This is a genomic window from Streptomyces sp. NRRL F-525 (assembly GCF_000716605.1).
GTDB lineage: Bacteria > Actinomycetota > Actinomycetes > Streptomycetales > Streptomycetaceae > Streptomyces.
The window spans coordinates 82,581-103,957 of record NZ_JNXE01000037.1; the positions used below are offsets into that span (position 1 = coordinate 82,581).

At 68.9% G+C, this 21,377-nt stretch carries 16 protein-coding genes; 8 read left to right on the plus strand and 8 right to left on the minus strand.

Going from position 1 to position 21,377, the window contains the following annotated elements; genetic code table 11:
• Window positions 1–423: 423 nt before the first annotated feature.
• A complete protein-coding gene (locus tag OO69_RS37815; RefSeq protein ID WP_033285455.1) occupies window positions 424–2,544 on the plus strand; it encodes a tetratricopeptide repeat protein in 2,121 nt (706 codons plus the stop codon).
• On the opposite strand, the gene OO69_RS51550 is transcribed toward OO69_RS37815, so the two are convergent.
• The 5 genes from OO69_RS51550 to OO69_RS37840 form a co-directional block, all read right to left on the minus strand.
• The gene (locus OO69_RS51550; RefSeq protein ID WP_033285456.1) at window positions 2,534–3,373 is read right to left on the minus strand and encodes a carbohydrate ABC transporter permease; all 840 of its coding nucleotides are present in this window, start codon (window positions 3,371–3,373) and stop codon (window positions 2,534–2,536) included. The two genes, OO69_RS37815 and OO69_RS51550, sit on opposite strands and share 11 nt — an antisense overlap.
• Before the next feature lie 3 nt (window positions 3,374–3,376).
• Window positions 3,377–4,330, minus strand: coding sequence for a carbohydrate ABC transporter permease (locus OO69_RS51555; protein WP_033285457.1), 954 nt, complete (start codon window positions 4,328–4,330; stop codon window positions 3,377–3,379).
• Between the two features lie 16 nt (window positions 4,331–4,346).
• Entirely contained in the window at window positions 4,347–5,741 is a 1,395-nt protein-coding gene (locus tag OO69_RS37830; RefSeq protein WP_033285458.1) for an extracellular solute-binding protein, read from the minus strand.
• 72 nt (window positions 5,742–5,813) lie between these two features.
• Window positions 5,814–7,811, minus strand: a complete 1,998-nt coding sequence (locus OO69_RS37835) for a tetratricopeptide repeat protein (protein WP_234444635.1) — start codon at window positions 7,809–7,811, stop codon at window positions 5,814–5,816.
• Between the two features lie 28 nt (window positions 7,812–7,839).
• On the minus strand, window positions 7,840–8,712 hold the full coding sequence (locus tag OO69_RS37840; protein WP_033285459.1) for a 5'-methylthioadenosine/S-adenosylhomocysteine nucleosidase: 873 nt from the start codon (window positions 8,710–8,712) through the stop codon (window positions 7,840–7,842).
• A 79-nt stretch (window positions 8,713–8,791) separates the two neighbouring features.
• Between OO69_RS37840 and OO69_RS37845 the strand changes: the two genes are divergently transcribed.
• Window positions 8,792–9,346 (plus strand): hypothetical protein, encoded by a 555-nt coding sequence (locus tag OO69_RS37845; RefSeq protein WP_033285460.1) that lies wholly within the window; start codon window positions 8,792–8,794, stop codon window positions 9,344–9,346.
• Here OO69_RS37845 and OO69_RS37850 read toward each other — a convergent pair.
• Window positions 9,336–10,019, minus strand: a complete 684-nt coding sequence (locus OO69_RS37850; RefSeq protein ID WP_019073117.1) for a response regulator — start codon at window positions 10,017–10,019, stop codon at window positions 9,336–9,338. The genes OO69_RS37845 and OO69_RS37850 overlap by 11 nt on opposite strands.
• Window positions 10,016–11,731 (minus strand): sensor histidine kinase, encoded by a 1,716-nt coding sequence (locus OO69_RS37855; RefSeq protein WP_033285461.1) that lies wholly within the window; start codon window positions 11,729–11,731, stop codon window positions 10,016–10,018. Before OO69_RS37855 ends, OO69_RS37850 begins: the two co-directional genes overlap by 4 nt.
• Before the next feature lie 237 nt (window positions 11,732–11,968).
• Here OO69_RS37855 and OO69_RS37865 point away from each other — a divergent pair, with 237 nt between their 5' ends.
• From OO69_RS37865 to OO69_RS37890, 6 genes are all read left to right on the plus strand, one after another.
• A complete protein-coding gene (locus OO69_RS37865; protein WP_051801507.1) occupies window positions 11,969–13,396 on the plus strand; it encodes a cation:dicarboxylate symporter family transporter in 1,428 nt (475 codons plus the stop codon).
• A gap of 207 nt (window positions 13,397–13,603) precedes the next feature.
• Window positions 13,604–14,368, plus strand: coding sequence for a DUF2127 domain-containing protein (locus OO69_RS37870; protein WP_033285474.1), 765 nt, complete (start codon window positions 13,604–13,606; stop codon window positions 14,366–14,368).
• 45 nt (window positions 14,369–14,413) lie between these two features.
• Complete coding sequence (locus OO69_RS37875; protein ID WP_033285464.1) at window positions 14,414–15,913, plus strand: AAA family ATPase; 1,500 nt, start codon at window positions 14,414–14,416, stop codon at window positions 15,911–15,913.
• Window positions 15,914–15,982: 69 nt separating this feature from the next.
• Window positions 15,983–16,369, plus strand: a complete 387-nt coding sequence (locus OO69_RS37880; protein ID WP_033285465.1) for a MerR family transcriptional regulator — start codon at window positions 15,983–15,985, stop codon at window positions 16,367–16,369.
• Window positions 16,366–16,698, plus strand: a complete 333-nt coding sequence (locus tag OO69_RS37885) for a thioredoxin family protein (RefSeq protein ID WP_033285466.1) — start codon at window positions 16,366–16,368, stop codon at window positions 16,696–16,698. Before OO69_RS37880 ends, OO69_RS37885 begins: the two co-directional genes overlap by 4 nt.
• Before the next feature lie 155 nt (window positions 16,699–16,853).
• Complete coding sequence (locus tag OO69_RS37890; RefSeq protein ID WP_106971179.1) at window positions 16,854–19,085, plus strand: HelD family protein; 2,232 nt, start codon at window positions 16,854–16,856, stop codon at window positions 19,083–19,085.
• A 157-nt stretch (window positions 19,086–19,242) separates the two neighbouring features.
• Here OO69_RS37890 and glgB read toward each other — a convergent pair.
• On the minus strand, window positions 19,243–21,377 hold a 2,135-nt coding region (glgB, locus tag OO69_RS37895; RefSeq protein WP_033285468.1), incomplete at its 5' end, for a 1,4-alpha-glucan branching enzyme.

The following is a 21,377-nucleotide window of genomic DNA, read 5'->3' on the forward strand; positions in this document are numbered from 1 at the left end:
CCGTCTTGTGATGTTGAGGTCCGCCGCCCGGCGCTGCACATCTCGCGGGGTCACCTTTACCCCGGCGTCGAGCGGCGAACGCTGACACGACGAAGCCCCGGCCGGTGAGCAGTCGGAAGGACTGGGCTGTGCCGGCTTCTGTGTCACTAGCGCATCAGACGGTCTGTGACATGACGAAGGCCCCGCTGGTGTGCGGGGCCTTGGGCGTCTGTGGTGCCGACTGAGGGCGCAGTTGTTCACCGAGATCGCTCCACGTTGTCTGACTTGCGGTCAGGACGGCGACCGTGGGCGATGTGTCGGAGTCGTCTTCACGGTACTGCCAAGTGGGCTGGCCGGAGCTGGGGTTGGGTGGGGGGTTGGCGGGGGCCCGTGGGCGTACCGTGTTGGCACGCGATTCGGGGGCAGCGGCACGGGGACGGCAGGATGGGCGAGCAGTACGGCGGGGATCACCAGGATTTCCGGGGTGGGAAGTTCAGAGGGCCGTTCACCGCGAAGAAGGTGGAGTACCACCGGCATGGGCCGGCGCCCACCGCGTTGGATGCCCTGCCTCCGAAGGCGGCTGGGTTCACCGGTCGCCGTGACCAACTCGGGGAACTGCTCAGCGCGTTCGACCCGGATGGGGGTGAAGCGCCGGGTGCCGTGTTGGTCGCTGCGGTGTCCGGGCTCGGCGGTATCGGCAAGACCGCGCTCGCGGTGGAGGCGGTGCATGCGGCCTGTGGCAACGGGTGGTTCCCGGGTGGGGTGCTCTTCGTCAACTTGCATGGGTACGACGATGATCGCCTTACGGCGGAACAGGCGCTGGAGACTCTGCTGAGGGCGCTGGGGACGCCTCCGGAGCACATTCCCAACGGGGTTGATGCGCGGGCTGCGTTGTATCGATCGGTGCTTGCGGAGCGGGAGCGGGAGTTGGGGGCGGTGCTCGTCCTGGCCGACAACGCGTCCTCGGCGGAGCAGGTGCGTCCGTTGCATCCGGGGGGTGTGCGGCACCGGCTGCTTGCCACCTCACGGAGCAAGTTGCCTCAACTGGGGGCGCGGCTGCTGGCGTTGGGGGAGCTGAGTCCGGAAGAGGCGTACGACCTTCTGGACCGGGCGTTGCGGATCGCCGCGCGGGATGATGCGAGGGTGGCGAATGAGAGGGAGGCGGCTGCTGAACTCGCCTTGCTGTGTGGGTACTTGCCCCTGGCGCTTCAGATCGCCGCTGCCTTGCTCGTTCTCGACCGGGACAAGCCAGTGGCCGAACTCGTGGCGGAACTGGCCGAGTCGGGTGACCGGCTCCAGCACCTTGATGACGGTGAGCGCAGTGTGCGGGCCGCCTTTGACCTGTCGTACCGGCGTCTGCCGGCTGAGCAGGCCCGGTTGCTGCGGCTGTTGGCTCTGGCTCCGGGGCCGGAGGTGACGGCCGAGGTCGTCGCTGTGCTGGACGGGGCGGACACGCCGCCAGTGCGTGTGCTCGATGCGTTGTGCCGTGCTCATCTTGTTGAGCGGGGGAGTGGGCGTGGGCGGTGGCGGTGGCGGTTGCATGACTTGGTGCGGGTGTTCGGGGTGGGTGTGGTTGAGGGGGATGCGGGGTTGTGGGAGGAGGGGGAGGCGGCGCGGGAGCGGGTGCTGAAGTTCTACTGCCGGTGGGCGAGGGCGGCGGATGGCCGGTTGCGGTGGCTGTCGGGGAGGCCGGAGCCGGAGCGGTTTATGGATCGGGCGTCGGCGTTGGCGTGGCTGGACGCGGAGCGTGCGGGTCTGGTGGCAGTGATGCAGTGGGCGCTGGAGGAGCGGTACGCGGACACAGCGGTAGGGCTGTCGCAGTATCTGGCGGAGTATCTGTACTGGCGGCGTTCTTTCGACGACCTGATCACGGTCTGCGTTGTCGCGCGGGAGGCCGCGCACCGCGCCGGTAGCCGGGCGGGGGAGGCCAGGGCGTGGAACAACCTCGGCATGGCCCTGCGGGAGACAGGCCGGGCGGAGGAGGCCATCGATGCCCACGCGCGCGCTCGCGACCTGCACCAGGCCGTCGGGGACCGCCCCCGCGAGGCCAGCGCGTGGGACAACGTCGGCATCGCCCTGCGGCAGGCGGGCCGGGCGGAGGAGGCCATCGATGCTCACACGCGCGCTCGCGACCTGTTCCAGGTTGTCGGGGACCGGCTCCGCGGGGCCAGCACGTGGGACAACCTCGGTAGCGCCCTGCGGCAGGCGGGCCGGGCGGAGGAGGCCATCGATGCTCACACGCGCGCTCGCGACCTGTTCCAGGTCGTAGGGGACCCGCTCCGCGGGGCCATTGCGTGGAACAACCTCGGCAACGCCCTGTGGGAGGTGGGCCGTGTGGAAGAAGTAGTTGAGGCGTACGAGAAGGCCCTGGAGGGCTTCCGGGAGTTCGAGGACTGGTACGGGACGGGCCAGACTCTCTTCAACCTGGCCCTCGCCCACCATCACGCTGCTCGCCCCGCTGAGGCCCGCGCCCACTACCTCCAGTCTGCCGACGCCTACACCCGCGCCAACGCCCCCACCGAAGCAGCAGAAGCCCGCACCTGGGCGAACGCCATTACCCCTTAACCGCCCCACCCAAAGCAAACCCCCCACCCAACCGCCTCGCCACCAGCACATACAACAAAATCACCGGCGTCGAATAAACAACGGAAAACGCGGCCAGCTGCCCATAAGCCACCATCCCCCGGTTCCCGAAGAACTCATTGATGCTCACGCTCGCCGGCATCTGATCCGGCGTAAGCAGCAGCATGAACGGAACGAAGAAGTTCCCCCACATCATCACGAACGAGAAGACGGTCACCACCGCGACCCCCGGCCCCATCAGCGGAAGAACAATCCGCACCAGCGACTGAAGTGACGACGCGCCGTCGGTCCACGCAGCCTCCTCCAACTCCTTCGGTACGCCGTCCATGAAGTTCTTCATCAGCCAGATGGCGAACGGGAGTTGGGACGCGGCGAAGAAGAAGATCGTGCCCTGCATGGTGTCGATGAGGTTCACCTGCACGAACAACGCGTACACCGGCACCATGATCGCGGTGATCGGAAGGCTCGTCGCGAAGAGGATCGTCAGGAGGAACGGGCGGTTCAGGCGCGACCGGAACCGGGACAGCGGATACGCCGCCAGCGCCGCGCACACCACCGTCAGCAGCGTCCCGAACCCGCACAGGATCAGGCTGTTGAGCAGGGGCGTGAAGGTGATGTCCGAGTTCAGGATCGCGTGGAAGTTGTCCAGGGTCAGGCCGTCGGGGGCCTTCACCTTGAGGTCCGCGTGGGCGTCGAGGGACGACAGGACCACCCAGAGCAGCGGCAGCGCGAACGTCGCCGCGACCACCAGCAGCCCCGCGTCCGCCGCCAGGCGTCGGCTCGTGCGGCGGGAGGAGAGGGTGAGTGCCATGGGTCAGACCTCCGTTCGCAGCAGGCGCATGTAGATCACCGAGAAGAGCGAGCCGACCAGGAGCAGGAGCAGCGCGACCGCCGTGGCGTAGCCGATCATGCTGTTCTGGAAGGCCTGTTCGTACATGTAGAGGGGGAGGGTCTGGCTCTTGTTTCCCGGGCCGCCTCGCGTCATCACCCAGATCAGGCCGAAGACGGACAGGGTCTGCAGCGTGTTCAGCATCAGGTTCGTGCCGATCGAACGGCGGATCATCGGCAGCGTGATGTGCCACATCCGCCGCCAGCCGCTCGCGCCGTCGACCTCCGCCGCCTCCGTTATCTCCTTGGGGATCTCGTTCAGGGCGGCTGAGTACACCAGCATCGAGAAGGCCGTTCCCCGCCACACGTTCGCGAACGACACCGCCAGGATCGGAAGCGTGAACAGCCAGTTCTGGGACGGGAGATGGAGCCAGTCCAGGATGGCGTTCAGGGTGCCCTCGCGGCGGAAGAAGGCGTAGAGGAGGAAGCCCGCTACGACCTCCGGGAGTACCCATGCCGTGATCACGATCGCGCCCGTGAGCGTGCGCACCGGTTTCGACGCGCGCTGCATCAGCGCCGCTAGGCCCAGGCCGATCGTGTTCTGGCCGATCAGGGACGACAGGACCGTGAACACCAGTGTCAGCCATACGGCGTTGAGGAATTCCGAGTCCTTGAAGGCCGTGCGGAAATTCGCGAAGCCTACGAAGGAGGGGTGGGCCTGACCGGTGAGTTGGAGGTTGGTGAAGGCGATGTAGGCGCAGTAGCCGATCGGGACGGCCAGGAAGAGGAGCAGGAGGACCACGGCGGGGGAGAGGGGGAGGAGGCGCGTGAGGGTTTGGGTGAACGGGCGTTTGGAGGTGGGGAGTTGGGGTTCCGGGGCCGCCGGGCCCGGGGGGACTTCCCTCACGCCCGGGCCCGTGTGCTGCGGTGCTGTCGTCATCGGCGGTCGCCGCCGTTCATTTCTCGGTGACCTGGTTGTCCGTGGCCGACTTGAGCTCGTCGTCGTACGAACTCGCCGCCTTGTCCACCGACATGTCACCCGTCGTCACGCCCTCCATCGCCTCCTGGATGGCGGTGGAGACCTTCGGGTACGCCGGGTAGGCGGGACGGTAGTGCGTGCTCGCGACCAGGTCCGTGAAGAACTTGATGCCGGGCTGGGCGGTCGCGTAGGCGGGGTCGGCGGCGACGTCCTTCCGCACGGAGATACCGGAGTTGGCGATGTACCACTTCTCCGCGTTCGCCTTCGTCTGCATCGTCTTGATGAAGTCGAAGGCGAGGTCCGGGTTGCCGGCCTTGGAGGGGATCGCCCAGGTCCAGCCGCCGGACATGCTCACCTTGCCGGGCGCCTGGCCGTTCTGCGTCGGCATGTACGCGAGACCCAACTCCTTTGACCAGTCCGGCCATTCGTGCCCGCTGCCCTTCAACCAGGCCTGGGGCAGCCACGATCCGTCCAGCGCGATGCCGAGTTTGCCCTTGGGGAGCAGTTCACCGGCCACGTAGGTCTGGATGTTGGGGTCGAGGGCGTCGGACACGTCCGGGCCGAGCTTCTCCTTGTACACCGTGTGCACGAAGGAGAGCGCGTCCTTGAAACCCTGGCCGCCGGCGATCCACTTCTTCGACGACTTGTCGTAAAGGGGGTCCGTGGAGCCGTCGTTGGTGCCGTAGAGCAGCATCTCGAAGCCCTGCATGGTCGCGGCCTCGCCGGCAGGTTTCCCCGTGTAGACGTTGAGCGGGGTGACGTTAGGGACCTTCTGCTTGATCGTGCGGGCCGCGGCGAGGACGTCGTCCCACGTCTTCGGCTGCCAATTCGCGGGCAGACCCGCCTTCTTGAAGATCCCCTTGTCGAACCAGAGGCCTCGGGTGTCCGTCCCGTCCGGCACGCCGTACGTCTTGCCGTCCTCGGCCTTGGCGGCGGACTTCGCCGTGTCGATGAACTGGTTCCAGTCCGGCCACTTGTTGAGGTACGAGTCGAGGGGCTTGAGGTAGCCGGAGGTGATGTCGCTGTTGATGAGGAACGTGTCCTCGTAGACCAGGTCCGGGGCGGTCTTCGGCGAGCGGAGCATCTGCTGGAGCTTGGTGTAGTACTCCGAGTCCGGGGCCTTGATCGGGACGAGCTCGACCTTCTTGCCGGGGTACTGCTTCTCGAACTGCTTCTTCATGTCGGCGAGGTAGGTGTCCATCACCTTGATGGAGTTGTCCGTCGACTGTTTGAAGGAGATCTTGACTGTGTCGGGGCTGCTGCCGGAGCCGCTGCTGCAGGCGGTGAGGGCGGTCGCGGCGAGGGCGAGAGCAACTAGCGGCGTGAGTACGGCAGTTCGGTGGGGGCGGGCGGCGGTGGGGCGCACGGGCATGACCTCCTACGGGCTCACTACGTTGTGGCCTGGGCGGATGGCTGCCCGGTGAAGGTAAGTGGAGTGGTCTAGTCAGGTCAATGCGTCTGCGTCGGATTGGGCTTCGGCGGCTTCGGCGGGGGCGTTGGCTCGGGTGTAGGCGTCGGCGGCCTGGAGGTAGTGGGTGCGGGCTTCGGCGGGGCGGGCGGCTTGCTGGTGGGCGCGGGCCAGGTTGGAGAGGGTCTGGCCTGCCCGGTACCAGTCGTCGAACTCCCGGTAGCCCTCCAGGGCCTTCTCGTACGCCTCAATTGCCTTTTCCACACGGCCCGTGGCACGCAGCAGGGTAGCGCCGAGGTTGTTCCACGCCATGGCTTCGCCGTAGCGGTCTCCGACAGCCTGGTACAGATCGCGGGCGCGGGTGTGGGCGTCGATGGCTTCCCCCGCCCGGCCCGCCTGCCGCAGGGCGATGCCGAGATTGCCCCACGCGATGGCCTCACGGAGGCGGTCCCCGATGGCCTGGAACAGGTCGCGGGCGCGGGTGTGGGCGTCGACGGCCTCCTCCGCTTGGCCTGCCTCCTGCAGGGCGTTGCCGAGGTTGTCCCACGTGCTGGCCTCGCGGTGGCGGTCCCCGATGGCCTGGAACAGGTCGCGGGCGCGGGTGTGGGCGTCGATGGCCTCCTCCGCTTGGCCCGTCTCCCTCAGCGCGTTGCCGAGGTTGTTCCACGCGGTGGCCTCCCCCACCTGGTTACCGGCGAGGTGGGCGGCCTCCCGGGCGACACCGCACACCGTGATCTTGTCGTCGAAAGAACGCCGCCAGTCCAGATAGTCTGACAGGCGCTGCGACAGCCGCACCGCCGTGTCCGCGTACCGCTCCTCCCGCGCCCACTGCACCGCCGCCACCAGCCCTGCCCGCTCGCCGTCAAACCACGCCAACGCCCCCACCCGATCCGCAAAGCGTTCCGGCACAGGCATCCCCGGCAGCCACCGCAAGCGGTCGTCCGCCGCGTCCGCCCACCAGAGGTAGAACTCCAGCACCCGCTCCCGCGCGGCCTCCCCCTCCTCCCACAACCCCGCATCCCCCTTGACAACACCCACCCCGAACGCCCGTACCAGGTCATGCAACCGCCACCGCACGTCCGCTCCTCCTGGAACAGGCGTCACAAGGTGGGCTGCCGCGAGCTCTTCGAGCAAGGGGAACGTCCGATCGACGCCGAGGTCCGCCATTGCAGCGGCCGTTTCGCTGCCGACTTCGGTTGCCGGAGCCAAGGCGAGCAGACGCAGCAATTTGGCTTGCTCAGACGGCAGTTGCCGGTACGCCGCTTCGAAGACCGGACGGATTCCCACAGCCGCCGTCACGTCCTCGGCACCCCGCAACTCGTTCACGAGGGAGACGACGGAACGGTGGCGGCGCTTACGCAGCATGCCGGCGGTGATCCTCAGAGCGAGCGGGTGGCGGCCGCAGAGCGTGGCGAGCTCCGAGACCGCCTCCGGTTCGCGCGTCGCCCGATCGTCGGCGCGGTCGCTGAGCCGCAAGGACCTGTCGATGAGGTCTGCGGCATCCTCCGCGTTGAGCACATCGAGGTCGATCAGCTGAGCGTCCAGTTCGGTGAGCCGGTCCCGGGAGGTGACCAGCACCCGATGATGATCCGTCCCTGGCACGAGCGGCATCACCTGCCCGGGATCCGAGGCGTTGTCGAGCAGCAACAACATGGGCCGCTGCTCCCCGGCCAACAGCCGCCGATACAACCCGTACTGCCCCGCCACCGTCTGCGGAAGATCCGCCCCCCGCACCCCCATCCCGTCCAACAGCGCGACCACCGCCTGATCCGCCGTAACGGGATCCTCGTCGTACCCCCGAAAGTCGACGAACAACGTCCCGCCCGGAAACCACCCGTCCCTGACCGCCTGATGGGCCGCACACAACGCCAACGACGTCTTCCCGATCCCGCCAAGACCGGACACCGCGCAGATCACCACCGGCAGTTCGGACTCCGCGGCCGGGTCCAGTACGGGATACAGCCGAGCCAAGTCCTCGTCCCGGCCGGTGAACCCCGCAGGCACCGCAGGCAATGCGGCCGTGGCAACCGGCACCGGCCCATGCACAGAACCGCGCCCTGAACTACCCTTCCCCGTCCCGCCGTCCCACTTGCTTGGCGACGAACGGCCCGTTGAAGGTGCTACCCCGAAAGTCGAGGTGGTCCCCTCCGTACGCGGGCCCGGAATGGGGCCCCTCCTCAGGGTCCTCGGCGCTGCGTGCATCCGATGACGCACGCCCTCTGAACGGCCGTAGCTCCCGCAACACCGCCACCACCGCCGCAGCCGCACTCGCCGCAGCCCTGGGCTGCCAACCTGCCCCGTCCACACGGGACTTGTCGTCGTCGGCTCGATCGCTGATCCCGCGAATCACGAGCGCGTCCCCACCGGCGAGATCGACGGCGCTCACGAACCCCGACCCCTCCATCTCGATGGCGGCCGCGTCGTTGTAGTTCTTCCGCAGATGTTCTGCCAGCGCGGACTTCGCCGCCGCCAGCACCACATCCCCCGCCGCGATCGGCTTCAGATGCGCCCGAGGATCATCCCGCAGCGCGTCCCGCGCCGCCGCGGCCAACCGGTGAGAAGCACGCCACGCTTCCGGTCGTACATGGAAACCCTCCGCAGTCTCCTTGCCGCCGTGCACCGCGTACACCTTGGTCGCCACCACGACATCCCCCAGCGCGATGTCGCTCTTCAGCCCTCCGGCGACTCCGACGAAGAACATCGCCTCGGGCTCCAGCCACTCCATCACCCGCTCGGTGAGTGCCGCGGCCGTCAGGTTTCCCTCACCCAGCTCCACCAGCGCGACGGACCAGCCCGTACCCGGCAACCGTCCCACCTCGGCCCTGGTGCCACGGCGATGCTCGCGCTTGCGAAGGTCCGTAAGGTGACCCCGCACGGCCTTGTACTCCAGCGGCAGCGCGGTCAGCACCGCGACAGTGGGTTGCAACTCAGGCATCTCAGACACTCCCTTAAGGTACTTCCAAGTCGCCTGCGCAGACGCTGTGTTGGCACCACCCGGGGGAGAGGCGAGGGCAATGCCGGAACGTGACGTCACCGTGGGCCAGTTGCTCCTCGCCGAGTACCAGACCGTCAAGGACGAGCAGAAGACCCGTATCGGATTCCGCGACAACCTCCTCTACGTCACCCTCACCGTCGTCGCCGCCGTCATCGCCGCCGCGGCCCAGGCCAAGCAGCCCGAGATGCTGCTCGCGCTGCCGCCGGTGTGTGTCGTGCTCGGCTGGACCTACCTCGTGAACGACGAGAAGATCTCCGCGATCGGGACGTACGTACGGGACGACCTGGGACCCCGGCTCGCCGAACTCACCGACGCCCAGGGGGTCTTCGACTGGGAGACCGCCCACCGTTCCGACAGCCGCCGCCGTTCCCGCAAGGTCATCCAGTGCGTGATCGACCTGCTGGCGTTCTGCGTCGTCCCGCTCGCCGGTCTCCTCGTCTACTGGTTCGCGGGGCGGACGTCCTCCGGCCTGTTCGTCCTGTCCGTGGCCGAGGCGCTCATCGTCGTCGGCCTCGGCCACCAGGTCCTCAGTTACGCGCGGCCCTTCAACTCGCCCCGCCCGCCTACCCCTTGACCCACCGATACTGCAACTCCGGCCGCCCCACAGTCCCGTACTGCGGACTCCGCGCCGCCCGCCCCGCCTCCACCAGATGCTCCAGATACCGCCGAGCAGTGATCCGAGAAATCCCCACCGCCTCCGCAACCCCCGCCGCCGTAAGCCCCTCCCCGCAGTCCCGCAGAGCGACCGTCACCTTCTCCAGCGTCGGCGCACTCAACCCTTTGGGCAACGCCGCGGGCGACGGCGCCCGCAAGGCAGCCAACGCCCGGTCGACCTCGTCCTGGCCGCTCGCCTCACCCGCCGCCGCGTGGAACTCGGCGTACCGCACCAACCGGTCCCGGAGCGTGGCGAACGTGAACGGCTTCAGCACGTACTGCACGACTCCCAGCGACACCCCCTCCCGCACCACGGCCAGATCCCGCGCTGACGTCACCGCGATGACGTCGGCGTGGTAGCCGGCCGCCCGCAAGGACCGCGCGAGTTGCAGCCCGTGCGCGTCCGGAAGGTGCAGGTCCAGCAGCAACAGGTCCACCTGCGTCCGCTCCAGCGCCCGCCGCGCCTCCGCCCCCGTGTGCGCCTTGCCCACCGCGACGAACCCCGGCACCCGGCCCACGTACATGACGTGTGCGTCGGCGGCGACGGGATCGTCCTCGACGATGAGGACGCGGATCGGTTCGGCCGTAGTCACGAGGTACCACCTTTGGAAACAGAACCCTGGGACGAAACCGAACCCTGAGTCGACGTAGACGCCGATGCCGACGCCCCCACCCCGTCGTCGTCGCCCCCCGCCCCCCACAAAGGCAACCGCACCTCGAACACCGCCCCGCCCCCCTCCGCCTCAGCCACCGTCAACGTCCCCTCATGCCGGTTCACCGCCTGCCGCACCAACGCCAACCCCAGCCCGCGACCCCCCGGCCCCGCCGGCTTCGTCGAGAAGCCGCGCTGGAAGACCGCCTCCGCGTGCGCCGGATCCACCCCCGCCCCCGTGTCCGCGACCCGCAGCACCAGCGCGGAGCCGTCCGCCCCCGCCTCCGCCTCCGTGTACGCCGTCACCGTCACCCGCGCCCGCAGGCTCCCCTGCGCCGCGTCCACCGCGTTGTCGATCAGGTTTCCGAGGATCGTCACCAAGTCCCGCGCGGACAGCGAATCCGGCAGCAGGCCGTCGTCCATGCTGCTGTCCTCGGACACCACCAACTCCACGCCCCGCTCGTTGGATTGGGCCGTCTTGCCCAGCAACAGGGCAGCCAGCACAGGCTCGTTCACCGCCGAGACCACCTGATCGGTCAGCGTCTGGGCCAGCTCCAACTCGGCGGTCGCGAAGTCCACCGCCTCCTCCGCGCGTCCCAGCTCGATCAGCGAGACGACCGTGTGCAGGCGGTTCGCCGCCTCGTGGGCCTGCGACCGCAGCGCCTGCGTGAAGCCGCGTTCGGAGTCCAACTCGCCCATCAAGGACTGGAGTTCGGTCACATCTCGCAGGGTCACCACCGTCCCCCTGCGCTCACCGCCCGACACCGGCGAGGTGTTCACCACCAGCACGCGGGACGCCGTCAGATGGACCTCGTCCACTCGCTCCTCCGACGACAGCAGCGCGCCCGTCAGCGGAGCGGGCAGGCCCAGGTTCGCCACCGACCGGCCCACCACATCCCCTGTCACCCCGAGCAGTTCCCGCCCGCCGTCGTTCATCAGCGCCACCCGGTATTGACCGTCGAGCATCAGCAGCCCTTCGCGCACCGCGTGCAGCGCGGCCTGGTGGTAGTCGTGCATGTGACTCAGCTCGGTCGCGTTCATGCCGTGGGTGTGGCGGCGCAGGCGGGCGTTGACGACGTACGTCCCTACGGCACCCAGTGCCAGGGCACCGGCCGCCACCCCGATCAGCGCCGTGACCTGGTCCTGTACCCGCTGCGTGATCGCCTCCACCCGGATACCGGCACTGACCAGGCCGATGACCTTGCCGCCGCTCGTGACGGGGGTGACCGCGCGGACGGACGCGCCGAGGGTGCCGGTGTAGGTCTCCGTGAAGGAGTCGCCCTTCAGCGCGGGCCCGATGTGGCCCAGGAACTTCTTCCCGATCTGCTTCCGGTCCGGGTGGGTCCAGCGGATGCCCTGCGGATTCATGATCGTGATGAAGTCGACCTGGGTGTCCCGCTGGACCTTCAGGGAGTACGACTCCAGGTGCGCGGTCGGGTTCGACGTACCGATCGCCGCCACCACCGACGGCGAGTCCGCGACCGACCGCGCCACCGCCATGGCCTGCCGGCCCGCCGCGTCCTCGGCCTGGCTGCGGTCGCTGACGTAGGTGAACAGCGCGTACCCGGCGACGACGACCGCTATCAGCACGGCCTGCATACCGAAGAGCTGGCCGGCGAGGCTGCGGGGACGGGGGACGCGGGGGATGCGCATGTCGTCAGTGTGCCTCTCCTGTTAAGCGCGAACTAAATGAACGTAAGGGTGACCGCCCTCACAAGCCGGGAGATAGTCACCGCAACCCCGGAAGCAGCCGCCTCCCGGGCCAGGCCGCGCAGGGCATCGGATCGGTGCGGACCGCCGTAGGACCCGTAGAACCCGTAAGACCCATGAATCCCCGGACGTGAGCCGCACTCGCCACCCGGGTTCCGCCGGTCGTGAGCCGCACGCCGGATGATGCCGACGACGTCGTCAAGGAGGGCAGCCGTGGCCAGCACCCCCGCACCCGCACCTGCCGCACCCGCAGCACCGCCCGTGAAGCGGGACCGCACCCACTACCTCTACATCGCGGTGATCGTCGCGGTCGCCCTCGGCATCGCCGTCGGGTTCGCCGCGCCGGGCTTCGCCGAGGAGCTCAAGCCGCTCGGTACCGGCTTCGTCGCGCTGATCAAGATGATGATCTCGCCGATCATCTTCTGCACGATCGTGCTCGGCGTCGGTTCCGTACGGAAGGCCGCCCAGGTCGGCAAGGTCGGCGGGCTCGCGCTCGGCTACTTCATCGCGATGTCGTTCGTGGCGCTGGCCATCGGCCTGGTCGTCGGCAACATCATCCACCCGGGCAGCGGCATGCACCTGACCGAGGCCGTCAAGGGCGTCGGACACACGCAGGCCCAGGCCGCCGCCGAGGGCCCGGTCGACTTCCTGCTCGGGATCATCCCGACCACCTTCGTGTCGGCGTTCACCGAGGGCCAGGTCCTCCAGACGCTGCTGATCGCGCTCCTCGCGGGCTTCGCGCTGCAGGCCATGGGCCGCACGGGCGAGCCGGTGCTGCGCGGTGTCGAGTACATCCAGAAGCTGGTCTTCCGCATCCTCGGCATGATCATGTGGGCCGCGCCCGTCGGTGCCTTCGGCGCCATGGCCGCCGTCATCGGCGAGACCGGCATGGACGCGCTCAAAGCACTGGGCACGATCATGGTCGGCTTCTACATCACCTGTGCGCTCTTCATCGTCGTCGTGCTCGGCACGCTGACCAAGCTGGTCGCCAAGGTCAACCTCTTCCAGCTGCTGAAGTACCTCGGCCGTGAGTTCCTGCTGATCGTCTCCACCTCGTCCTCCGAGTCCGCGCTGCCGCGGCTCATCGCGAAGATGGAGCACCTGGGTGTCAGCCGCCCGGTCGTCGGCATCACCGTGCCGACCGGCTACTCCTTCAACCTCGACGGCACGATGATCTACCTGACGATGGCCTCGCTGTTCATCGCCGACGCGATGGACCAGCCGATGAGCATCGGCCAGCAGATCGGCCTGCTGCTCTTCATGATGGTCGCTTCGAAGGGTGCGGCCGGTGTCTCCGGCTCCGGTATCGCCGTACTGGCGAGCGGTCTGCAGTCGCACAAGCCCGCCCTGGTCGACGGTGTCGGCCTGATCATCGGCATCGACCGCTTCATGAGCGAGGCCCGCGCGGTCACCAACTTCGCCGGCAACGCCGTCGCCACGCTGCTCATCGGCACCTGGACCGGCGAGGTCGACAAGGAGCGCGTCAACCGGGTCCTCGCCGGTGAACTCCCCTTCGACGAGAAGACGTTGCTCGACGAGAAGGACGGCGACGACCACCTCGACGCCGTACCCGAGCAGGGCGGCGAGAAGGAACTCGCCAAGGCCTGAGCGCTCCTGCTCAAGCGTGGCGCCCGGGCCGACCTGAACACGGTCCGGACGCCCACGGACTCCGGGCGGCTGGGTGTCCCCCCGTCGCTCAGCCGCCCGGTCCTTACAGGGACGTAGTAGGGATGTACTAGCGTGCCGTGCCGTGCCGGAAACCTCCGGCGCGGCACGGCACGTTCACGTCGGGTAGGAGTCACGGGGGCCATGGGCATGAAGATCGACTGGGACCGGCGGCACTGCGCACGCCACGGGCACGCGACGTACGCGCCCGACGAGACGGCACTGCGGGAACGGCTGCGCGCCGAGACCGGGTTCGGGGAGGCCTGGCGCTGTCTGCGCTGCGGCGACTTCGTCCTCGGCGAACCGCACGGCTCCGGACCCGCCGAGCACGCGCCCCTGGTGCCGCGCGGGAAGGTGCTGCGGGACCTGTTCATCCTGCGGTTCCTCGCCATCGAGCGGGCCGTGCGCGGGGTGTTCATCGTGCTGGTCGCCGCCGCCGTGTGGAAGTTCAGCAACAGCCAGGACGCGGTGCGCAAGCTCTTCGACGACTATCTCAACGTCTTCCGGCCCGTCTTCAAGCACTTCCACTACGACCTCGACCACTCGCCGATCGTCGGCAGCATCCAGAAGACCTTCGGCTACAAGCACTCCACGCTGGTCCTGGTCGCCGTACTGCTGCTGGCGTACGCGCTGATCGAACTCGTCGAGGCGGGCGGGCTCTGGTACGCCAAGCGCTGGGCGGAGTATCTGACGGTGGTCGCCACCGCCGCGTTCCTGCCGCTGGAGATCTACGAACTCACCGAACACATCAGCTGGTTGAAGATCGCCACCCTCGTCCTGAACATACTCGCTGTCCTCTACATCGCCCTGGCCAAGCGGCTGTTCGGGCTGCGCGGCGGTCGGAAGGCCTTCGACGAGGAGCGGGAGAGCGCGTCCCTGCTGGAGGTGGAGACGTCGGCCGGAGTCATGGTCTGACACCCTGGTCCGAAACATCGGAACCTGGGCTTTACGGAGGCAGACATGGGCGAACCGGGCGGAGTGGAGTTCATGAGCGAGGCCGAGTACGAGCGCCGGTACGGCGCCGAACGCGAGGCCTCGCCCCTCTCGTTGCAGCAGATCAGCGAACTCTTCTACCAGTTCCTCGCCGCGGTCGCCCGCCCCAAGTCCAAGGACTACGACCCCGCCCGCAACCTCACCGAACGCCTCCGCGCCCACCTCGGCACCGCCCCCGGCGACCGGCCCGTCGTCAAGGCCGCGTATCCGCCGTACGACCTCCCGAACGTGCATCTCGCGCTGGAGCACTGGTTCGCCGGGGAGGGCCGCTCCTACGAACTCGTCGGCATGCGCGGCGCGTCGAACCGCACCGACCTCACCCTCGGCGACATCCTCGAAGCCGCCGACCGCCACGACCGGTTCACCATCGGGGCCGTCGACTACGCCCACCTCCCCGTCTCGCCCGACGCCGAACTCGCCTGTGTCTCCTGCGGGTTCTACCTCGGCGCGGAGGGCGAGGACCGGTTCGCGGTGCTGCTGCGCGGGCCGGGGGACGAGTACGGGCGGAACACGGTGGACATCGAAGTCCTCGCGCAGGACAAGGAGTTCGCGGACCGGCTGCTCGCCGAGATCGACGTCCTCGTCCGCGAGCACAACATCTTCCGCGGCCAGGTCCTCTCCTTCGAGGGCTCCGAATTCGGCCACGGCCTGGGCCCGTTCCGCTTCCACCGCCGCCCGACTCTCACCCGCGAGGACATCGTGCTCCCCGAGGGCCTGCTGGAGCGCGTCGAGCGCCAGGTCGTCGGCGTGGCCCGCCGCCGCGAGCAACTCCGCGCCGCGGGCCAGCACTTGCGCCGCGGCCTCCTCCTCTACGGCCCGCCCGGCACCGGCAAGACCCACACGATCCGCTATCTCCTGTCCCACCTCCCGCAGTTCACGGTCGTCGTCCTGTCCGGCACGAGCATCGAGGCGATCGGCCCCGCCTGCGCCCTGGCCCGCATGCTCCAGCCGGCGCTGGTCGTCCTGGAGGACTGCGACCTCATCGCCGAGGCCCGCGACCACGGCAGCGGCGAACAGCCCCTGCTCTTCCAGATCCTGAACGAGATGGACGGCCTCGGCGACGACGCCGACGTCGCCTTCCTCCTCACCACCAACCGCGCCGACCTTCTCGAACCGGCCCTCGTCCAACGCCCCGGCCGCGTCGACCTCGCCGTGGAGATCCCCCTCCCCGACGCCCCGGGCCGCGCCCGCCTCCTCGACCTCTACGGCACCGGCCTGGACCTCGACGAGGCGGTGGCCGCCGAGGTGGTGACCCGCACGGAGGGCACGACGGCGTCCTTCACGAAGGAACTGGTACGACGGTCCGTGCTGATCGCGGCCGAGCGGGAGTCGGCGCGCACGGAACCGGCCGACCTCCGGGCGGCGCTCGACGAACTCCTCTCCGACCGGGACCAGTTGACGCGTCGGCTGCTCGGGGTGCGTGGGGCGGGGGAGGGTGAGAGCGCGGACGATCCGGCGTTCCCCTGATGCCGGCGTCGTTTCCTTGATGCCGACGTCGTTGCCTTGACGCCCACGTCAAGGACTACCGTCGTAGGCATGCGAATCGGCGAGCTGGCCGCGCGGGCCGGGACCACGACGCGGGCCCTGCGGTACTACGAGGCGCGGGGGCTGCTGCCCGCGCGGCGGGGCGGCAACGGGTATCGGACGTACGACGAGGGGGATCTGAAGCTGCTCCGGCAGATCAGGACCCTGCAGGACTTCGGGTTCGACCTGGAGGAGACGCGGCCCTTCGTGGAGTGTCTGCGGGCCGGGCATCCCGAGGGGGACTCGTGTCCGGCCTCGCTCGCCGTCTACCGGCGGAAGCTCGCCGAACTCGACTCCCTGATCGGGGAGTTGCAGGCGGTGCGCGCGGAGATCGGGGTGCGGCTGGCGACGGTCGAGGAACCGGTGCCGTTGTGCGAACTGGGAGGGCGGGAACTGTGAGCGGCGTTACGGACGTTACGGACGAGGATTTCGCGGCTGAGGTGATCGGGGCCGAGTTGCCGGTGCTGGTGGAGTTCACGGCGGACTGGTGTCCGCCGTGCCGTCAGATGGGGCCGGTGCTGCGCGCCCTCGCCGCCGAGGAGGGCGACCGGCTCAAGGTGGTGCAGTTGAACGTGGACCAGAATCCGGAGACCACGAACGCCTACAAGGTGCTCTCGATGCCCACGTTCATGGTCTTCCAGGGCGGTGAGCCGGTGAAGGCCATGGTGGGGGCCCGGCCCAAGCGCCGGTTGCTGGAGGAACTGGCCGATGTGATCCGAACCCCCTGAAGAGCCCTTGAACGAAAGAATCCCCCGAGCAATTGCGCTCGGGGGATTCTTTTGCGTATATTCAATGGTTCGCGACTTCACGGGAATTGAGTCGCAAAGAGGCTTAGTGAGCACAGTATATATGTCCGGGAGTGGAATTGTCAAACAGCGATGAAATTCACGGTGAGCAGGAATTCATCGACGGTCTGTACGCACGCGTGGACGCGCTGCGCGGCGCCACCGAGGACTCCGTCACGGACGCGCTCGGGCAGGGCAACACGCCCATGCAGGCCCGGCTGGAGCGGGACATCCTGGTCGCCGAGCGCTCGGGGCTGCTCGCCGCGCTGAACGCCGTGGACGGCTCGCTCTGCTTCGGCCGGATCGACCTGACCTCCGGCGTCACCCACCACATCGGCCGTATCGGCATCCGCTCCGACGACGCCGACCTCACGCCGATCCTGATCGACTGGCGGGCCGACGTCGCCCGCCCCTTCTACCTGGCCACCGGCCACACCCCGATGGACCTGCGCCGCCGTCGGCACCTCACCACCGACGGGCGCCGCGTCACCGCCCTGCACGACGAGATCCTCGACCTCGGCGACGCCACCCGCACCGGCCACGAGGACCCGAGCGGCGACGCCGTCCTGCTCGCCGCGCTCAACTCCGCGCGCACCGGCCGGATGAGCGACATCGTGCAGACCATCCAGGCCGAGCAGGACGAGATCATCCGCGCGCCCTACCGCGGGGTGCTCGTCGTCGAGGGCGGCCCCGGCACCGGCAAGACCGCCGTCGCGCTGCACCGGGCCGCGTATCTCCTCTACGAATACCGGGAGTTGCTCGCCAAGCGGGCCGTCCTGATCGTCGGTCCGAACCCCGCGTTCCTCGGCTACATCGGCGAGGTGCTGCCGTCGCTGGGCGAGACCGGCGTGCTGCTGGCGACCGTCGGCGAGCTGTTCCCCGGCGTGAAGGCGACGGCGACCGACAGCAGGGCGGCGGCCGCGGTGAAGGGCCGCGCCGACATGGCCGACGTCCTCGCCGCCGTCGTACGCGACTGGCAGTCGCTGCCCGACCCGGTGATCGCGATCGAGCACGACCGCGAGATCCTGATGCTCGACGACGGTCTCGTACGGGTCGCTCGCGACCGCGCGCGCGAGGCCGGGCTCCCGCACAACGCGGCCCGGGAGCACTTCGAGGGCCACATCCTCAACACGCTCACCGAACTGTTCGCCGAACGCATCGGCACCGACCCCTTCGACGGCAGCAACCTCCTCGACCCCAGCGACATCACCCAGATCCGCGACGAACTCGCCGAGAACCCCGAAGTCTGGGCCGCCATCGACCAGTTGTGGCCGCGGCTGACCCCGCAGTACCTCGTCGCGGACTTCCTCGCCGACCCCGTGGGCTACGTCTCCGACGACGACGCGGATGCCATCCGGCGGCCGGTGACGCGGGAGTGGACCGTGGCGGACGTACCGCTGCTGGACGAGGCGGCGGAGCTCCTCGGGCGGGACGACCGGGTGCGGCTGGCCCGCGCTCAGCGGGAGAGGGAGGAGCAAGTGTCGTTCGCGCAGGGGGTGTTGGACGTGTCCTTCGCTTCCCGGACGTTCGAGTTCGAGGACAAGGAGGAGGGCGATCCGGAGGGGTCCGAGGTGCTGTCGGCGCACGACATCATCGACGCGGAGCGCTTCGCGGAGCGGCACGAGGAGGAGGACCACCGCAGCGCCGCCGAGCGCGCGGCGGCCGACCGGACCTGGGCGTTCGGGCACATCATCGTCGACGAGGCGCAGGAACTCTCCCCGATGGCCTGGCGGTTGCTGATGCGGCGGAGTCCCACGCGGTCGATGACGCTGGTCGGTGACCCGGCCCAGACCGCGGAGGCGGCGGGCGTCGGCTCCTGGTCGGAGATCCTCGCCCCGTACGTCGAGGACCGCTACGACCACACCCGCCTCGGCGTCAACTACCGCACCCCCGCCGAGATCATGGACCTCGCTGCGGCGGTCGTCCGCGCGGAGAATCCTGACTTCGAGCCGCCGAGTTCTGTGCGGGCCACTGGGGTACGGCCCTGGGTGCGGGCGACTGACGATCTGCCGGGGGCTGTTGCCAAGGCCGTGGGTGAACTTGCCCCTGCGGAAGGGCGGTTGGCGGTGATCGCGCCTCGGGATCTGCATCGGCGGCTTGCGGCGCGGCTGGACGGGGTGACGGCCGGGGCCGAGCCGGATCTGACGCGGAGCGTCGTTCTGCTTGATCCTCGGCAGGCGAAGGGGCTGGAGTTCGACTCGGTGTTGGTTGTCGAGCCGGGGCGGTACGGGACGAGTGATCTGTATGTGGCGTTGACTCGGGCTACGCAGCGGTTGGGGGTGTTGCATACGGGGGCGCTGCCGCTGAGCTTGGCGGAAGCGGGGGCGTAGTGAAGGTGGGCGTCCCTGGGGGCTGCGCCCCCAGACCCCCATCGGCCCTGAAGGGGCCTCGTCCTCAAACGCCGGACGGGCTGGATATTGCCGGCCTGGGTTGAAAGGTCCCGGCCAGCGCTGTGAAGTTGCCGGCCGGGAAGTGGAGTTGTGGGTGTTATGCCGGCCTCAGCCACACCGTCGCCAAGGGAGGCAACGTCACTCGGATGCTCGTCGGGCGGCCGTGCCACGGTTGGGGTTCTGGCTTGATGGGGTCGGGGTTGGTGATGTCGCTGCCGCCGTAGCGGGCCGTGTCGGTGTTGAGGGTTTCGTGCCAGGCGGGGATGTCTTCGGGGGTGCCGAGGCGGTAGTCGTGGCGGACTACGGGGGAGAGGTTGCTGACGGCGAGGAGGGGGGAGCCGTCGGTGTCGTAGCGGAGGAAGGCGAAGACGTTGTCCTCGGCGGCGTCTCCGGTGATCCACTGGAAGCCGGACGGGTCGGTGTCGAGTTGCCAGAGGGCGGGGGTGTGGCGGTAGACCGTGTTGAGGTCGCGGACGAGGTCGCGTACGCCTCGGTGGTCGGCCTCGGCGCCGTAGGAGGGGTCCAGGAGCCACCAGTCGGGGCCGTTCGTCTCCGACCACTCGGCGCCCTGGGCGAACTCCTGGCCCATGAAGAGGAGTTGCTTGCCGGGGTGGGCCCACATGAAGGCGAGGTAGGCGCGGAGGTTGGCGCGTTGTTGCCACCAGTCGCCGGGCATCTTGGAGACCAACGAGCGCTTGCCGTGGACCACTTCGTCGTGGGAGATGGGGAGGACGTAGTTCTCGCTGTAGGCGTAGACCATCGAGAACGTCATCTCGCCGTGGTGGTGCTTGCGGTGGACGGGTTCGTGCGACATGTAGTCGAGCGAGTCGTGCATCCAGCCCATGTTCCACTTCAACCCGAAGCCCAGGCCGCCGAATCCGCCGGGGCCGATGTGGTGCGTGGCGCGGGTAACGCCGTCCCAGGCGGTGGACTCCTCGGCGATCGTCACGACACCGGGCACCCTGCGGTACACCGTCGCGTTCATCTCCTGGAGGAAGGCGACGGCGTCGAGGTTCTCGCGGCCGCCGTGCTCGTTCGGGGTCCACTGGCCCGGTTCGCGTGAGTAGTCGAGGTAGAGCATCGAGGCGACCGCGTCCACGCGCAGGCCGTCGATGTGGAACTCCTCGCACCAGTAGACGGCGTTCGCCACAAGGAAGTTGCGCACCTCGCGGCGGCCGAAGTCGAACTCCAGGGTGCCCCAGTCGGGGTGCGCGGCCCGGAGCGGGTCCTCGTGCTCGTACAGGGGGCGGCCGTCGAACTCGGCCAACGCCCAGTCGTCGCGCGGGAAGTGGGCCGGGACCCAGTCCATCAGGACGCCGATACCGGCCTGGTGCAGGGCGTCGACGAGGAACTTGAAGTCGTCGGGGGTGCCGAGGCGGGCGGTGGGGGCGTAGAAGCCGGTGACCTGGTAACCCCAGGAGCCGCCGTACGGGTGCTCGGCCACCGGCATCATCTCGACGTGGGTGAAGCCCAAGTCCTTGACGTAGGCGGGGAGTTGCTCGGCGAGTTGACGGTATGTCAGGCCCGGGCGCCAGGAGGCGAGATGGAGTTCGTAGATGGAGAGGGGGGCTTTGTGGGCGGGGAGTTCGGCGCGCTGGGCGAGCCACTCCGCGTCGTTCCACTCGTAGTGCGAGGCGTGGACGATCGAGGAGGTGGCGGGCGGGACCTCGGTGCGGCGGGCCATGGGGTCGGCGCGCATCGTCTTCGAACCGTCGGGCCGGGTGATCTCGAACTTGTACAGCTCGCCCTCGCCGACGCCCGGCATGAACAGTTCCCAGACACCGGTGCCGCCGAGTGAGCGCAGTGGGGCGCCCGTTCCGTCCCAGAAGTTGAAGGTGCCGGCGAGGCGCACGCCCTGGGCGTCCGGTGCCCACACGGTGAAGCGGGTGCCGGTGACCCCCTGATGCGTCATCGTCCGTGCCCCGAGCGCCTGCCACAACTCCTCGTGCCGGCCCTCACCGATCAGGTGGAGATCCAGATCGCCGAGCGCGGGGAGGAACCGGTAGGCGTCCTCGACCTCTTGCACGGCGCCGTCGTAGGCCACGAGCAGTTTGTACTCCGGCACGCCTTGCAGCGGCAGCAGCCCGGAGAAGAATCCGTCCCCGTCGTTGTGCAGCTCGGCCTTCAACTGGCCTGCTACGACTGTGACTCCGAGGGCGAACGGCCGGAACGCGCGGAAGGCTATGCCGCCGGGGACCGGGTGGGCGCCGAGTACGGAGTGGGGGGCGTGGT

Excerpts from the sequence above, each read along its gene's own strand:
- OO69_RS37870 (WP_033285474.1), top strand. The coding sequence starts at position 13,604 with ATGAAGATCGACTGGGACCGGCGGCACTGCGCACGCCACGGGCACGCG.
- OO69_RS37855 (WP_033285461.1), bottom strand. The coding sequence starts at position 11,731 with ATGCGCATCCCCCGCGTCCCCCGTCCCCGCAGCCTCGCCGGCCAGCTC.
- OO69_RS37875 (WP_033285464.1), top strand. The coding sequence starts at position 14,414 with ATGGGCGAACCGGGCGGAGTGGAGTTCATGAGCGAGGCCGAGTACGAG.
- OO69_RS51550 (WP_033285456.1), bottom strand. The coding sequence starts at position 3,373 with ATGGCACTCACCCTCTCCTCCCGCCGCACGAGCCGACGCCTGGCGGCG.
- OO69_RS51555 (WP_033285457.1), bottom strand. The coding sequence starts at position 4,330 with ATGACGACAGCACCGCAGCACACGGGCCCGGGCGTGAGGGAAGTCCCC.
- OO69_RS37880 (WP_033285465.1), top strand. The coding sequence starts at position 15,983 with ATGCGAATCGGCGAGCTGGCCGCGCGGGCCGGGACCACGACGCGGGCC.
- OO69_RS37840 (WP_033285459.1), bottom strand. The coding sequence starts at position 8,712 with ATGCCTGAGTTGCAACCCACTGTCGCGGTGCTGACCGCGCTGCCGCTG.
- OO69_RS37865 (WP_051801507.1), top strand. The coding sequence starts at position 11,969 with ATGATGCCGACGACGTCGTCAAGGAGGGCAGCCGTGGCCAGCACCCCC.
- OO69_RS37815 (WP_033285455.1), top strand. The coding sequence starts at position 424 with ATGGGCGAGCAGTACGGCGGGGATCACCAGGATTTCCGGGGTGGGAAG.
- OO69_RS37845 (WP_033285460.1), top strand. The coding sequence starts at position 8,792 with ATGCCGGAACGTGACGTCACCGTGGGCCAGTTGCTCCTCGCCGAGTAC.
- OO69_RS37830 (WP_033285458.1), bottom strand. The coding sequence starts at position 5,741 with ATGCCCGTGCGCCCCACCGCCGCCCGCCCCCACCGAACTGCCGTACTC.